This window comes from Nonomuraea sp. K271 (assembly GCF_009908215.1).
GTDB classification, from domain to species: domain Bacteria; phylum Actinomycetota; class Actinomycetes; order Streptosporangiales; family Streptosporangiaceae; genus Nonomuraea; species Nonomuraea longispora.
The window spans coordinates 18527-35241 of sequence record NZ_JAAAHR010000096.1 but is presented as its reverse complement, the minus strand read 5'-3'; the positions used below and the strand labels follow the sequence as shown (position 1 = coordinate 35241).

Annotated in this window: 4 protein-coding genes; all 4 read right to left on the bottom strand. The window is 72.5% G+C overall.

The annotated features are described in order from the left end of the window. Positions 1-13862 (bottom strand): type I polyketide synthase (locus GUY59_RS28410; RefSeq protein ID WP_161714743.1); only part of this gene is annotated, 13862 nt, incomplete at its 3' end. A 57-nt stretch (positions 13863-13919) separates the two neighbouring features. Beyond that, entirely contained in the window at positions 13920-14810 is an 891-nt protein-coding gene (locus GUY59_RS28405; protein ID WP_161714742.1) for an FG-GAP repeat domain-containing protein, read from the bottom strand. A gap of 186 nt (positions 14811-14996) precedes the next feature. Next, entirely contained in the window at positions 14997-15785 is a 789-nt protein-coding gene (locus GUY59_RS28400; RefSeq protein WP_138207305.1) for an ABC transporter permease, read from the bottom strand. Next, complete coding sequence (locus GUY59_RS28395; RefSeq protein ID WP_138207307.1) at positions 15782-16681, bottom strand: ABC transporter ATP-binding protein; 900 nt, start codon at positions 16679-16681, stop codon at positions 15782-15784. The genes GUY59_RS28400 and GUY59_RS28395 overlap by 4 nt, the downstream gene beginning before the upstream one ends. Between the last annotated feature and the right edge of the window lie 34 nt (positions 16682-16715).

Sequence of the window (16715 nt, the reverse complement as noted above, 5' to 3'; positions counted from 1 at the left end):
CTACCCTGACCCGCGAACAACAAGGCCAGCTTCCCAACAGGCATGACCCCCACAGGCTCCAGCGCCCGCAGGCCCGCCACCAACTCGTCCCGACCAGCACCCACCACGACCGCGCGCTGCTCCAGCATCGACCGGGCGGACATTAGCGCCTTACCGGTGACGGCCGGGTCGACGTCGTTCGCCGACGCCCAGGCCGCGAGCCTGCCTGCCTGCTCGCGCAGCGCGCCCACGTCGTTGGCGGAGATCAGCCACGGCACGGCGGGCAGCTCGGTGACGGCGGCGGCCGGCTCGGGGGCGGCCGGGCCCTGCTCGATGATGACGTGGGCGTTGGTGCCGCTCACCCCGAACGACGACACGCCGGCGCGGCGGGGCCGGTCGCGCTCCTCCCACGGCCGGGCCTCGGTCAGCAGCTCGACCGCGCCCGCCGACCAGTCCACGTGCGGCGACGGCTCGTCGGCGTGCAATGTCTGGGGCAGCACGCCGTGCCGCATGGCCAGCACCATCTTGATGATCCCGCCCACACCGGCTGCGGCCTGCGTGTGGCCGATGTTGGACTTCAGCGAGCCGAGCCAGAGCGGCTGCTCCCGGTCCTGCCCGTACGTGGCGAGGATGGCCTGCGCCTCGATCGGGTCACCGAGCCTCGTACCGGTGCCGTGGGCTTCGACCGCGTCCACGTCGGCGACCGTCAGGCCCGCGTTGGCCAGCGCCTGCCGGATCACCCGCTCCTGGGAGGGGCCGTTGGGGGCGGTCAGGCCGTTGCTGGCGCCGTCCTGGTTGATCGCGGTCCCGCGTACGACGGCGAGTACGTGGTGCCCGTTGCGCTGGGCGTCGGACAGCCGCTCGACGAGCAGCATGCCCGCACCCTCGCCCCAGCCGGTGCCGTCCGCGTCGGCGGAGAACGCCTTGCACCGGCCGTCGGCCGACAGGCCGCGCTGGCGGGAGAACTCGACGAAGACGTTGGGGGTGGCCATCACGGTCACGCCGCCGGCCAGGGCCAGGTCGCACTCGCCCGACCGCAGCGACTGCGCCGCCAGGTGCAGCGCCACCAGCGACGACGAGCACGCCGTGTCCACGGTCACCGCCGGCCCTTCGAGGCCGAACGTGTACGCGACCCGGCCGGAGGCGATGCTGCCCGCGCTGCCGTTGAGCACGAACCCTTCGAAGCCCTCCGGCGCCTGCGGCAGGCGGGTGCCGTAGTCGTGGTACATCACCCCGGCGAACACGCCGGTGCGGCTGCCGCGCATGGCCTTGGGGCTGATTCCGGCCCGCTCGATCGCCTCCCACGACGTCTCCAGCAGCAACCGCTGCTGCGGGTCCATCGCGGTCGCCTCGCGCGGCGAGATGCCGAAGAGGCCGGGGTCGAAGCGGTCGGCGTCGTGCAGGAAGCCGCCTTCGCGGGCGTAGCTGGTCCCGTGGTGGCCGGGGTCGGGGTCGTACAGGGCGTCCAGGTCCCAGCCACGGTTGTCGGGGAAGGACGTGATGGCGTCGCCCGCCTGGGCGAGCAGCCGCCAGAGGTCCTCGGGGGAGGCCACGCCGCCGGGATAGCGGCAGGCCATGCCGACGATCGCGATGGGCTCGTCGGCGGGCGCGGTCCGCACGGCCACCTGCTCGGTCCTGGACGCGCCGCTGAGTTCCGCGTACAGGTGGTCGGCCAGCTCGCCGGGGGTGGGGAAGTTGAACAGCAGCGTGGCGGGCAACCGCAGGCCGGTGGCCGTGTTGAGCCGGTTGCGCAGTTCGACGGAGCTCAGCGAGTCGAAGCCGAGGTCCTTGAACGCGGTTCCTGGGTCCACGGTGTCGGCGTTGGCGTGGCCGAGCACGTGCGCGACGTTCGTACGAATGAGCGAGAGCAGCGCGCCCTTGTCGGCGCGCATGGTCGCCGGCCTGGGCGCGGCCGTCCTGCGCGCCGGCGCCTTGACCAGCGCGCGGAAGATCGCGGGGATCTCGTCCTGGCGGCGTAGCGCGGCCGTGTCCAGGCGGGCCACGATCTGCACACCCTGGTCGAGGGCGAGCGCCGCGTCGAACAGGGCCATGCCCTCCGCCACGGGGAGCGGCGCGAGCCCGACCCTGCTGAGCCGCGCCACGTCGAGCTGGCTGAGCGCACCGGCCATGCCGTGGTCGGACTCCCACAGTCCCCACTGGAGGGAGACGGCCGGCAGGCCCCGGGCCCGGCGGTGCAGGGCCAGGGCGTCCAGGTACGCGTTGGCGGCGGCGTAGTTGGCCTGGCCCGCGCTGCCGACCGTGGCGGCGACCGACGAGTACAACACGAAGAACGCCAGGTCGAGATCCTGGGTGAGCTCGTGCAGGTGCCAGGCCGCGTCCGCCTTCGGCCCGAAGACGCGGTCGACGTGGTCGGGCGTCAGCGACGTCACGGCGCCGTCGGCCACGATCCCGGCCAGGTGCACGACGCCCGTCAGCGGATGTTCCTCGGGGATGCCCGCCAGGAGGGCGGCGAGCTCGTCGCGGTCCGCCACGTCGCATGCGGCCACAGTGACCTGCGCGCCCGTCTCGGTCAGCTCGGCCACCAGGTCGTCCGCGCCGGGCGCCGCCGTGCCGCGCCTGCTGGCCAGCAGCAGGTGACGTACGCCGTGCTCGGTGACCAGCCGCCGCGCGGCCAGCGCCCCGAGCTCTCCTGTGCCGCCGGTCAGCAGCACGGTGCCGTCGGCCGCCTCGCCCGTGCCTTCGGTGGCGGGCGGGCTGGCCGCAGGGACGATGCGGGGGACGTGGACGCGGCCCTGCCGCAGGGCGATCTGCGGCTCGCCGGACGCGCAGGCGCGCAACATCGCATCCGCCGAGCCGGGGTGCTCGTCGGTGTCGACGAGCACGAACCGGCCGACGTGCTCGGACTGGGCGGAGCGCACCAGCCCCCACACGGGGGCGGTGGACAGGTCGGGCGACTCGCCGTCGGTCACGCTGACCGCGCCGATGGTCACGAGCGCCAGCCTTGACCGCGCGAACCGCTCCTCCGACAGCCACTCCTGGACAAGCGCGAGCACCTCGTACGTCCTGTCCCGGCCTCCGCCGGACGCGACCGGCGCCAGGACCAGCTCAGGAACCTCCTGGCCGGGCGCAACCGCCTCGCGCAGCGACGCCAGGTCGTCCAGCATCAGCACCCGCTCCGGCTCCGGCCCGGAGGCGGTCGCCGTCACCCAGTCCAGCGTGTACGGGGTGGTCCCGCTCCGCAGGGCGGTCGTGACGGGCCGCACCACCAGCGAGTCCACCGTGAGGACGGGCGCACCGGACTGGTCGGCGACGCTCAGCGACAACTCGCCTGGCCCCTTCGCCGTCGTACGGACACGTGCCGTCGTCCCGCCCGCCGCGTGCGGGGAGACGCCGGACCATGCGAAGGGCAGATAAGGCTGGCCCGGCTGGGTACGCGGCAGCAGGTCCCCGAGAGTGATGGAGTGCAGCACCGCGTCGAGCAGCGCCGGATGGAACCCGAACCGCTCCGCGTCCGCCTGCGCCTGGTCGGGCAGCACGATCTCGGCGTACACCGAGCCGTCGTGCTGCCACGCGGCCACCAGGCCCTGGAACGTGTCACCGTACTCCAGACCCGTCGCCGCCAGGTCGTCGTAGAAGGCGCCGAGCTCGACGGGCCGCGCGCCGGGCGGCGGCCACTGGGCCAGGTCGAAAGCGGGCTCGGCGGCGACCGGGCCAAGGGTTCCCTGGGCGTGCCGCTGCCAGGCGGTGTCGCCTTCCGTACGGGAGTACACTGCGACGCCGCGCCGCCCGCCGTCGTCCGGACCGTCGATGACCACCTGGAGCTGTACGGGGTGCTCGGGCGTGATGACGAGCGGGGCCTGGATGGTCAACTCGGAGACCGTCACGCAGTCCTCGGTCTCCGCGGCGGCCCGCAACGCGATCTCGAGGAACGCGGTGCCGGGCAGGATGACCGTGCCGTTGACCACGTGATCGGCGAGCCAGGGCAGCGCGGCCGGCGAGAGCCGGCCGGTGAGAGTGATCGAGTCGGAGTCGGGCGCGGGCACGGCGGCGCTGAGGATCGGATGCTCCACCGCGCTCAGCCCGGCGGCCGTCACGTCACCGACCGGTCTGCCCGACTCCAGCCAGAACCGCTCGTGCTGGAAGGCGTACGTGGGCAGGTCGACGAACCGGCCGGGAGTCAGGACCTTCGTCCAGTCCACAGCGATCCCCTGCACATGCAGCCGGCCCAGCGCCTCCATCAACGCGCGGGTCTCGTCACGGTCCTTGCGCACAGCCGGGACGAACACCGCATCCTCGACACTCTGCTGCGCCAGCCCGGTCAACACCCCATCCGGACCCACCTCCAAGAAATGCGACGCCCCAGCCGAGACCACCCCGTCAGCGAACCGCACCGCGCCACGCACATGCTCCACCCAGTAAGCAGGAACGGTCAGCTGACCCGGCCCAGCCAACCGGCCCGTCACATTCGACACGACCGGGATCGCGGGCTCGTGGAAAGCAAGACCACCGATCGCCTCGGCGAACTCCGCCAACATCGGCTCCATCAACGGCGAATGGAACGCATGCGACACCCGCAACCGCCGAGTACGCACCTGAGCCAGGCTCTCGATCTCCGCGACCGCCGCCTCATCACCCGACACCACCACCGCAGCAGGACCATTCACCGCCGCGATCCCCACCCGATCCTCACGACCCGCCAAAAGCGGCAGAACATCAACCTCAGACGCGGCCACCGCCAGCATCGCCCCACCAGAAGGAAGCGCCTGCATCAACCGCGCACGAGCCGCCACCAGCGTGCACGCATCCTCCAACGAGAACACCCCAGCCACATGAGCAGCCGCGATCTCACCGACCGAATGCCCCACCAGCACATCCGCCCGCACACCCAACGACTCCAACAACCGATGAAGCGCCACCTCGAACGCGAACAACGCAGGCTGCGTCATCCCCGTCTCATCCAGCACACCCCCGCGATCGCCGAACATCACCTCACGCAACGAATGCGGCAACAACGGCTCAAACACCCGGCAGATCTCGTCCAACTCGGCGCCGAACACGGGAAACGCCTCGGCGAGCTCCCTGCCCATGCCGACCCGCTGACTACCCTGACCCGCGAACAACAAGGCCAGCTTCCCAACAGGCATGACCCCCACAGGCTCCAGCGCCCGCAGGCCCGCCACCAACTCGTCCCGACCAGCACCCACCACGACCGCGCGCTGCTCCAGCACCGCCCGGCCCGTCGCCAGCGACCACGCCGCATCCGACACCGCAACCGACGACTCCGACTCCAGCCACGACGCCAACCGACCGGCCTGCGCCCGCAACGCCCGCCCGTCCTTCGCCGACACCAGCAACGGCACCACCGGCAGCCGCCCGTCCTCGCCGGTGGTCTCGTCGGCGGGATCGCCCTGCTCGATGATCACGTGGGCGTTGGTGCCGCTCACCCCGAACGACGACACGGCGGCCCGGCGCGGCCGGTCCCCCTGGTCCCACGGGCGGGCCTCGGTCAGCAGCTCGACCGCACCCGCCGACCAGTCCACGTGCGGGGAGGGCTCGCCCACGTGAAGGGTCTTCGGCAGCACGCCGTGCCGCATGGCCATGACCATCTTGATGACCCCGGCGACACCGGCGGCGGCCTGGGCGTGGCCGAGGTTGGACTTCAGCGAGCCGAGCCAGAGCGGCTGGTCCTGACGTTCCCGGCCGTAGGTGGCGATGAGCGCCTGGGCCTCGATCGGGTCGCCGAGCTTCGTACCGGTGCCGTGCGCCTCCACCGCGTCCACCTCGGCCGGCGACAAACCCGCGTTCGCCAGCGCCTGCCGGATCACCCGCTGCTGCGACGGACCGTTGGGGGCGGCCAGGCCGTTGCTGGCGCCGTCCTGGTTGATCGCGCTGCCCCTGATGACGGCGAGCACCTGGTGGCCGTTGCGGCGCGCGTCGGACAGCCGCTCGACGAGCAGCACGCCGACGCCTTCGCTCCAGCCGGTGCCGTCCGCGTCGGCCGAGAACGCCTTGCACCTGCCGTCCGGCGACAGGCCGCGCTGGCGCGAGAACTCCACGAACGTGCCGGGCGAGGCCATCACCATCGCCCCGCCGGCCATCGCGAGGTCGCACTCGCCCGACCGCAACGCCTGCGCCGCCAGGTGCAGCGCCACCAGCGACGACGAGCACGCCGTGTCCACGGTCACCGCCGGGCCCTCGAACCCGAACGTGTACGACACCCGGCCGGAGGCGACGCTGGCCAGTCCGCCGGTGAGGAGGTAACCCTCCACGTGGTCGGCGCCTTCGTACCGGCGAGGGCCGTACTCCATGGGCGCGATGCCGGTGAACACCCCGGTCTGGCTGCCGCGCAGCGTGGCGGGGTCGATGCCGGCGTCCTCGAGCGCCTCCCAGGAGGCCTCCAGCAGCAGCCGCTGCTGCGGGTCCATGGCCAGCGCCTCGCGCGGCGAGATGCCGAAGAACGCCGCGTCGAAGTCGGCCGCGTCGTAGAGGAAGCCGCCGTGCCGGGTGTAGGTGGTGCCCCGCTTGCCGGGGTCGGGGTCGAACAGCCGGTCGAGGTCCCAGCCACGGTCGGCCGGGAACTCGCCGACCGCGTCGCGGGCCTGGGCCACCAGCTCCCACAGGTCCTCGGGCGAGCGTACGCCGCCCGGGTAGCGGCAGGCCATGCCGACGATCGCGATCGGCTCGTCGTGGCCGGTCGTGCGGACCGCCGTGGCGGCGGTGGCGGACCCGCCGAGCAGTTCGGTGCGCAGGTGCTCGGTCAGCGCCTGCGGCGACGGGTAGTCGAACAGCAGCGAACTGGGCAGTTGCAGCCCGGTGGCGGTGTTGAGCCGGTTGCGGAGCTCGACGGCGGTCAGCGAGTCGAAGCCGGCCTCCTTGAACGCGCCGGTCGCGCTGATGACGTTCGGCGTCACGTGGCCGAGCACGAGGGCGGCCTGGCCGCGTACGAGGTCGAGCAGCGTGCGTTCCTGCTCCTCGGGGCCCAGCCCGCGCAGGGCCTGCGCCAGCGGCACCTCGTCGGGCCCGCCGGCCTCGCGGCGCTCGATCGGCTTGCGCAACATCGCGCGCAGCATGACCGGCACGGGCTCGGCGACCTTGGCCAGGCTGAGCCGGGCCGGCAGGGTCGTGACGGCGTTCCCCGCGAGCGCCGAGTCGAGCAGTTCGAGCGCCTTGTCCTGCGGCATCGGGGCGACGCCGAGCCGGGCCCAGCGGGCGAGGTCGGACGTGGCGAGCGTCCCGGCCATGCCGCCGGCGGAGTTGTCCCACAGCCCCCAGGCGAGGGCGGTGGCGGGCAGGCCGAGCGCGCGGCGGTGCCGGGCGAGGCCGTCGAGGAAGGCGTTGGAGGCGGCGTAGTTGGCCTGGCCGGCGCTGCCGAGCGTGGCCGCGCACGACGAGAACAGCACGAACGCGGACAGGTCGCGGTCGCGGGTCACCTCGTGCAGCAGCCAGGCCGTCTCGGCCTTGGTACGCCACACGGTGTCGAGCCGCTCCGGGGTCAGCGCGGGCACGACGCCGTCGTCGAGGACGCCGGCGATGTGCACGACACCGGTCAGGGTCTCGCAGGAGCCGACGAGCCCGGCCAGCGCGTCCCTGTCGGTGACGTCGCAGGCGACCAGTTCGGCGTGCGCGCCGAGCTCTGCCAGCTCGGCGGCCACCGCGACCGCGCCGGGCGAGCGCGGGTCGCGGGTGACCAGGACGAGGTTCCGTACGCCGTGCGTGGCGACGAGGTGCCGGGTGACGGTGCGGCCCAGCGCGCCGGTGCCGCCGGTGACCAGCACCGTGCCGTCCGGGTTCCAGGGCGGGTCGCCCACCGGCTGGTCGCGCCTGGCGAGCCTGGGGACGTGGATCGTGCCGGCTCTGATCGCCAGCTGGGGCTCGTCGTAGGAGAGGGCCGAGGGGACGATGCCGTCGGGGGTGCCGTCGTTGTCGTGGTCGAGGAGCACGAACCGGCCCGGGTACTCCGTCTGGATCGATCGGACCAGCCCCCACACGGCCGTGGCGGCGAGGTCGGGAGTGTCGCCGGTCGCGCCCTCCGTGACGATCACGAGGCGGCCGGACTCGGGCCGGCCGAGCCGCTCCTGTACGGCGGCCAGCACGCGCAGCACGGCCGCGCGGGCGCGGGCGGGCTCGTCGCCGGTGGGGCTCTCCCAGGGCAGCAGCACGTCGCCGGGCTCGGCGGCGGCGGGCACGGCGGGCACCGGCACCCAGTCGGTCTCGAACAGGCCGACGTGCTCGGTGGGTCGTTCGGCGGAGGCGGGCGCCTCCAGCCAGTAACGCTGCCGCTGGAAGGCGTACGTGGGCAGGTCGACGTGGAGCGCGGGGGCGGAACCGAAGTAGGCGTCCCAGTCGACGGTGACGCCGGCGGCGTGGAGCCGGCCGAGTGCCTGGACGAAGGCGCCGCTCTCCTCGCGATCCCTGCGCGCGGCGGGGACGAAGACGCCGTCCGCGAGCGCCTGCTGGGCCATTCCGGTGAGGATGCCGTCGGGCCCGACCTCCAGGAGGACGGAGGCGCCCGCGGCGGCGACGCCGTCGGCGAACCGCACCGCCACGCGTACGTGCTCGACCCAGTAGGCGGGGTCGGTCAGCCGGCCCGGCTCGGCCAGGCTGCCCGTCACGTTCGAGACGATTGGGATCGTGGGCTCGTGGAAGGTGAGACCGCCGATCACGTCGGCGAACTCCGCCAGCATCGGCTCCATCAACGGCGAATGGAACGCGTGCGAGACCCGCAACCGCCGGGTCCGCGCCTGCGTCCGGCTCTCGATCTCCGCGATCGCCGCCTCGTCACCCGACACCACCACCGCGGCGGGACCATTGACCGCCGCGATCCCGGCGCGGCCCTCGTACCCGTCGAGCAGCGGCAGCACCTCCGCCTCAGGCGCGGCCACCGCCAGCATCGCGCCGCCCTTCGGGAGCGCGTCCATGAGCCGGGCCCGCGTGGCGATCAGCGTGCAGGCGTCGGCCAGTGAGAGCACCCCCGCCACGTGGGCGGCGGCGATCTCGCCCACCGAGTGGCCGACCAGCACGTCCGGCCGCACGCCGAACGACTCCAGCAGCCGGTAGAGGGCCACCTCGAAGGCGAACAGCGCGGGCTGGGTCATCCCGGTCTCGTCGAGCACGCCGCCGGGGTCGGTGAACATCACCTCGCGCAGCGGGTACGGCAGTTGCGGGTCGAGCAGGGCGCAGGACTCCTCAAGCGCCTGCGCGAACACGGGGAACGCGGCGGCGAGGTCCTTGCCCATGCCCGGCCGCTGGCTGCCCTGCCCGGTGAAGAGCAGCGCGAGCCGGCCGGGCCGGCCGCTGCCGGCGAGCACGCCGGGCGCGTCTGAGCCGCCGGCCAGGGCTCGCAGGCCGGCCAGCAGCTCGTCGCGGTCGCCGCCCACGACGACGGCGCGGTGGTCGAGCGCGGCCCGGCCGGCGGCCAGCGCGGCGCCGGCCGCGGTGACCGGGATGTCGGGCGTCGCCCATTCCGCGAGCCGCCTGGCCTGCCCGGCCAGCGCCTCGGGGCTCTTGGCGGACAGGATCCAGGGCACCGCGGGGAGGTCGAACTCCTCGTCGGGGGCGGGAACGACCGGGTCGCCCTGCTCGATGATGACGTGGGCGTTGGTGCCGCTGATGCCGAAGGAGGAGACGGCGGCGCGGCGCGGGCGGTCGAGCTCGTCCCACGAACGAGCCTCCGTCAGCAGCTCCACCGCGCCCGCCGACCAGTCCACATGCGGCGACGGCTCATCCACGTGCAACGTCTTCGGCAACATCCCGCGCCGCAACGCCATCACCATCTTGATCACACCGCCGACGCCCGCAGCCGCCTGCGCATGACCGATGTTCGACTTCAACGACCCCAGCCACAACGGCCGATCCCGATCCTGACCGTAGGTGGCGATCAGCGCCTGCGCCTCGATCGGGTCGCCCAGCGACGTCCCCGTCCCATGAGCCTCGACCGCGTCCACCTCGGCCGCCGACAACCCCGCGTTGGCCAGCGCCTGCCGGATCACCCGCTGCTGCGACGGACCGTTCGGCGCCGTCAACCCGTTACTCGCACCGTCCTGATTGATCGCCGAACCACGCACCACCGCCAGCACCCGATGACCATGCCGGCGCGCATCCGACAACCGCTCCACCAGCAACATGCCGACACCCTCGGCCCACCCCGTGCCATCGGCACCGGCCGCGAACGCCTTGCACCGCCCGTCCGGCGACAACCCCCGCTGACGCGAGAACTCCACGAACATGCCCGGTGAGGCCATCACGGTGGCGCCGCCGGCCAGGGCCAGGTCGCACTCGCCGGTCCGCAGCGACTGCGCGGCCAGGTGCAGGGCGACCAGCGACGACGAGCACGCGGTGTCCACCGTCACCGCCGGGCCCTCGAACCCGAACGTGAACGCGACCCGCCCGGAGATGACGCTGGCCGTGGTGCCGGTCAGCACGTACCCTTCGGCGCTGCCCGTGGCCTCGTGCAGGCGCGGCCCGTAGTCCTGGGCCGTGGCGCCGGCGAACACGCCGGTACGGCTGCCCCGCAGCCCGGCGGGGTCGATGCCGGCCCGCTCCATCGCCTCCCACGACGCCTCCAGCAGGAGCCGCTGCTGCGGGTCCATCGCCAGCGCCTCACGCGGCGAAATCCCGAAGAACGCCGGATCGAACTCGCCCGCCCCGTACAGGAAACCGCCGTGCCGCGCATACGTCGTGCCACGGCTGTCCGGATCGGGGTCGTACAACCTGTCCAGGTCCCAGCCGCGGTCCACGGGAAACTCGCCGATCGCGTCCCGGCCGGAGTCCACCAGATTCCACAGGTCCTCCGGTGAGAACACCCCGCCGGGGAAACGGCAGGCCATACCGACGATCGCGATCGGCTCGTCGGCCACGGGTCTGGCGGCCACCACGGCCTGGGCGACGTGCTCGCCGGCCAGCTCCGCGCGCAGGAAGCCCGCCAGCGCCCGCGGCGACGGGTAGTCGAACAGCAGCGAGCTGGGCAGTTGCAGCCCGGTGGCGGCGTTGAGCCGGTTGCGCAGCTCGACGGCGCTGAAGGAGTCGAAGCCGAGCGCCTTGAAGGCGGTGCCGGTGTCCACGGTGGCGGCGTTGGCGTGGCCGAGGACAAGCGCGATGCAGGTGCGTACGAGTTCGAGGAGGGTCTGCTCCTGCTCGGCCTCCGGCAGGCCGCGCAGGCGGTCGGCGAGCGACGCGCCGTCGGGGCGGGGCTCCTCTCCCGAGGCGGACGGCGCCGGGGCCGCGTGCGGGGGCGGGGGCGGCGCGGAGCCGTCCGCCTCGGGAAGCCAGTGGTAGGTGCGCTGGAAGGCGTAGGTGGGCAGCTGGACGCGGCGCGCGCCGGGCAGCACGGCGTCCCAGTCGAGCGTGGCGCCCCTGACCTGCAGCCCGGCCAGGGCCAGCGCGGCGCTGCGGCGTTCCGCTGCCGGATCGCGCAGAGTGGCGATGAACTGCGTGTACGGGCTGGCGGGCAGGCAGTGCTGCCCCATCGCGGCCAGCACCGACCCGGGACCCACCTCGACGAACGTGGTGACGCCCGTGTCGGCCAGGGCGCGGATGCCGTCGCAGAACCGCACGGCCTCGCGTACGTGCCACACCCAGTGGCCCGGTGAGCACAGGTCCTCGGCGGACGCGACGGCCCCGGTGAGGTTGGAGACGATCGGGATGGCCGGTTCGCGGTAGGTGAGCGACTCGGCCACCTCGCGGAACTCCGCCAGCATCGGGTCCATCAGCGGGGAGTGGAAGGCGTGGCTGACCCGCAGGCGGTGGGTCTTGCGGCCACGGCCGCGGAACTCCTCGGCGATCTCCATGACGCGGCTCTCGGAGCCGGAGACCACGGTGGAGTCCGGTCCGTTGATCGCGGCGATGCTGACCGTGGTGTCGAGGAAGGGCAGGACCTCCTCCTCGGTGGCCTGCACGGCGACCATCGCGCCGCCGGCCGGGAGGTTCTGCATCAGCCTGCCGCGCGCCGCGACCAGGGCGCAGGCGTCGGCCAGGTCCAGCACGCCGGCGACGTGGGCGGCCGAGATCTCGCCGATGGAGTGGCCGACGAGCCGGGCGGGGCGCACGCCCCAGTGCTCGTACAGGCGGGTGAGCGCGACCTCGAAGGCGAAGAGCGCGGGCTGGGCGAAGCCGGTCTGGTCGAGCAGCGCGGCCGCCTCGGAGCCCTCGTCGGCGAACATCACGTCGAGGAGCGGCCGGTCGAGTGTGCCGTCGAAGCAGGCGGCGATCCCGTCGAGCGTCCGCGCGAAGACGGGGTGCGTCTCGTACAGTTCACGGCCCATGCCGGGCCGCTGGCTGCCCTGGCCGGAGTAGAGGAAGGCGATGTCGCCGGTGCTCGGCCGGCCGGTCACGATCCCGGCGGCCGGCTCGCCCTTGGCCAGCCGGTCCAGCGCTTCAGCCAGCACGTCTGCAGGGGCTGACGGCTCGTCCACGACGATCGCCGCCCGTTGGTCGAACGCCGTACGGGTCGTGGCCAGCGAGTAAGCCGCGTCGGCGGGAACGGTGCCCGGCTCGTCGAGCAGATGGTCGCGCAGCCGACCCGCCTGTGCGCGCAGCGCGGCCTCGCTCTGCCCGGCGAGCGGCACGATCAGCGGCCCGGAGGACGATCCGGGGAGCGGCCCGTCCTGGCGTGCGGCGGTGGAGGTGGCGGGCTGCTTCTGCGGGTACTCGGCGAGCACCACGTGGCAGTTGGCGCCGCCCATGCCGAAGGAGCTGACGCCGGCGACCAGAGGCGCGTCCTCGCGCGGCCACGCGGACGTCTCGGTGTTGACGCGCAGGTTGAGCTCGTCGAACGGGATCTGCGGGTTGGGCGTCTCGAAGTTCAGCGACGGCGGCAGCGTGCGGTGCCTGATGGCGAGCACGGTCTTCAGCAGGCCGACGATGCCCGCCGCGCCTTCGAGGTGGCCGACGTTGGTCTTGGCGGAGCCGACGAGCAGCGGCGTTCCGGAGTCCTTGGCGGCGCCGATGGCCGCGCCGAGCGCGCGCGCCTCGATCGGGTCACCGACGCGGGTGCCGGTGCCGTGCAGCTCGACGAACTGCACGTCGGCGGCCGGCACGCCGGCCCGCCCGCAGGCCAGCCGGATGACCTCCTCCTGGGCGTGCTGGTCGGGCACGGTGAGCCCGTCGCCGCCGCCGTCGTTGTTGATGGCGCTGCCGGCGACCACGCAGTAGACCCGGTCGCCGTCGGCGAGCGCGCGGGCCAGCGGCTTCAGCACGACGACGCCGCCGCCCTCGCCGCGTACGTAGCCGTTGGCGCGGGCGTCGAAGGTGAAGCACCTGCCGTCGGGCGACAGGGCGCCGAACCGCAGCGCGGCAAGGGTACTGTCGGCGGTGAGGTTGAGGTTCACGCCGCCGACGATGGCGAGGCCCGTCTCGCCGTTGCGCAGACTCTCGCAGGCCAGGTGCACGGCGGTCAGCGAGGCCGACTGCGCGGAGTCCACGGTCATGCTGGGCCCGTTGAGCCCCAGCGTGTACGAGATCCGGTTGGCGAGCAGGGCCCGGCTGATGCCGGCGAGGCTGTGCCGGGTCAGCGCCGCGCGCCCGTTGCCCTGCAGCAGCTGGGCGTAGTCGCCGGCCATGGCGCCGACGAACACGGAGGCGGCGGTGTCGCGCAGGCTCTCCGGGACGATCCCGGCGTCTTCGAGCGCCTCCCAGCTCAGTTCCATGAGCAGCCGCTGCTGCGGGTCGATCATCGCGGCTTCGTTCGGGGAGACGCCGAAGAACTCGGCGTCGAATTCGGCTATCCCGTCGATGAAGCCGCCGCGCAGGGAACTCGTCTCCGGCGCGTCCCACCGGCCGCCGGGCACGTCGGTGACGGCGTCGCGGCCGTCGCGCAGCAGCCGCCAGAAGGATTGCGGGTCCGGAGCCTTGGGGAGCCGGCACGAGATTCCGACGATCGCCACCGCGTCGCCGGAAAAACTACGAGAGGAGAGTTCGTAGGACATTGAACCAATCCAAATTCCGACGGAGCGGGAACAGTGCGGGGAAACGCTCTTGCGTGATCAGCTGACGACGTCGTACTTGCCGAATCCGGTGGCCACGGTCACCGGCTCACGAAAGAGGTCGAGCGGAGCCTGGGGGTTGAAGACGCCGGAGTGCGCGTACGCGTCGAGCGTGCCGTCGGGGCGCAGGCCGAGCAGGTCAGGTCGCCCGTCGAGGTCGACGTCCGTGAGCGTCATGATGCGCATGTCCTGCCAGCCGCGGGCGACGGTGTACCACGTGCCCGCGGTCGTCGTGCCCGGCTTCCCGGCGAACTCGAACAGGTCCATGTCGCCGTTGGGGCGGCGGACCAGCAGGTCAGGGGTGCCGTTCCCGGTGAAGTCGGCCATGGCGACGGGGAAGTCGTCGACGTCGACGTCGATGAGCCGCACCGGCTCCTTGTCGTAGGTGTCGTTCCTGACGACGCCCTGGTCACGGTGCGGGAACAGGTCGATGTTGCCGGCGTTCTTGCCGCGGCCGAACGTGTCGTCGGTGCCGGTGCCCGTCACGTCGGCGAACCCGATGGTCTCCCATTCCTGGCCGTCGTCGCGCTTGCTGGACACGCGCAGCGGCTCGGCGAACGGGCCGATCTCGCCGGGCCCGCCGAGGTTGCGCAGCAGGAAGAACCCGAACTCGCCGTTCTCACCGGGATTGATGTCGTATTCGCTGGTGCTGAATGCGCATATGTCGGCGCGCCCGTCGCCGGACGCGTCCACGGCGCGGACGAAGAAGAACCGCCACCATCCAAATCCGTCGCCGATCTTCACCGGCGGGCCGAACGTGCCGGTCCCGTTGAATTCGCCGCTGTGCGGGTGAACGAAGAGCTCGCCGGTTTCGGTGTTGCGTACCAGCAGATCCGGCAGCCCGTCGCCCCGGAAGGACCGGCACTGACCGTTCGCGAAATTCGGCGCCATTGTTGTAACGCTCCTCCCCGCCAGGATTTCCCGGTCAAGCGTCATCAGTATTTGCGAGACGGGATAAGGCGGGTAACCCCTAGCAGCCCACTAAATCGGCCGGTCAGCCCCAGGGCGGGGGGTGTGGGCATGCCGGAGACCCGGCGCGCGGGGCGCGCGCCGGGTGCGGGGTGCGGGGTGCGGCGGTCAGGCGTCGCGGGAGCGGAACAGGGCGAACGCCGCGATCAGCAGCACGGCGGTGAAGGCGGCCATCACCCCGAAGCCCGGCCACGGGAGCATGCGCTCGGCGCTCTGCACGGTCGTGGTGATCTGCAGCCCGGCCTGGATGGGCCAGTACGTCTGCACCCAGGCGCCGACCGCGTCGGGCAGCAGCCTCGGCCCGATGATCGGGATGATGAAGTTGACCGCGACCAGCACGGTCGTGGCGCTCATGGTGGAGCGCAGCAGGCCGCCCAGCGCCACGCCCGACAGGCCGACCAGCACCCAGAGCAGGCCCATTCCGGCCACGGCGCGCAGGACGCCCGGCTCGCCGAGCGAGGCGGTGGGTGCGCCGCCGGACCCGAGCACGGCCTGCCCGAGGAAGAACGAGCCGAAGCTGGACACCCAGCCCATCAGCAGGGCGATCAGCGCGAACGTGGCCACCTTGGCGCCCAGCAGCCGGCCGCGCCGTGGCACCACGGTCGTGCTGGTGCGGATCAGGCCGGTGGCGTACTCGTGGGTCACCACGAGCACGCCCAGCGCGCCCACGGTGATCTGGGCGAACAGGAACCCGCCGTACATGCTGATGTAGGTCGGGTCGAACACCGCCCTGGTGGCCTCGTCGGCCGCCTGGTAGTTCTCGCTGGCGCCGTTGGCGGTCAGAGCGCCGGGGAACACCATGAGCGCGACGGCGGTCAGCATGGTGGGGATGTTGGACGGGATCGTCCGGAACTTGGTCCATTCGGAGCGGACGGTGTCCGCGAAGGCCACGCTCATGCCGCACTCGCCTGGAACTCGACGCTGTCTCGGGTCAGATCCATGTAGGCCTGTTCCAGGGAGCGTTGCGGCGTCAACTCTGTCAGCACCACCTCGGCGTCGAGCGCGGCCTTGCCGACCTGCCTGGCCTCCAGCCCGGTCACGATGAGCGCGCCGTCGGCGCCGGGCAGCACGGTGCCGCCGGCCTCGGTCAGCTTGGCGGCGAGCCGCTCCTGGTCGTCGGCGCGTACGAGCACGTTGGAGCCCTGCCGGACGAACTCGCTGATCCCGATGTCGGCGATCAGCTTGCCCTTGCCGATGACGATGAGGTGGTCGGCGGTCTGCGCCATCTCGCTCATCAGGTGGCTGGAGACGAGGACGGTACGGCCCTCGGCGGCCAGGCCGCGCATCAGCTCGCGAATCCACTTGATGCCTTCGGGGTCGAGCCCGTTGACGGGTTCGTCGAATAACAGCACCTTGGGGTCGCCGAGCAGCGCCACCGCTATGCCGAGCCGCTGGCCCATGCCCAGCGAGAAGCCTCCCGCGCGTTTGCGCGCCACCGACTCGAGCCCGACCACCTGGAGGACCTCGTCCACCCGCTTGGCGGGGATGCCATTGGTCTGGGCGATGCAGAGCAGGTGGTTGCGCGCCGTACGCCGGGGGTGCACGGCGCGGGCGTCGAGCAGGGCTCCCACCTCGCGCATCGGCCGGGGCAGGCCGACGTAGGCGCGGCCGTTGACCGTCACGCTTCCGCCGTGGGGACGGTCGAGGCCGAGGATCGCCCGCATGGTGGTCGATTTGCCGGCCCCGTTGGGTCCGAGAAAACCGGTGACCCTCCCAGGATGGACATTGAATGACAAACCATCCACTGCCGTCTTATTGCCATAACGTTTGGTCAAATCGGTTATTTCGATCATATTTCCAGTCCCTCCACAGACGGGAGATGGAGTC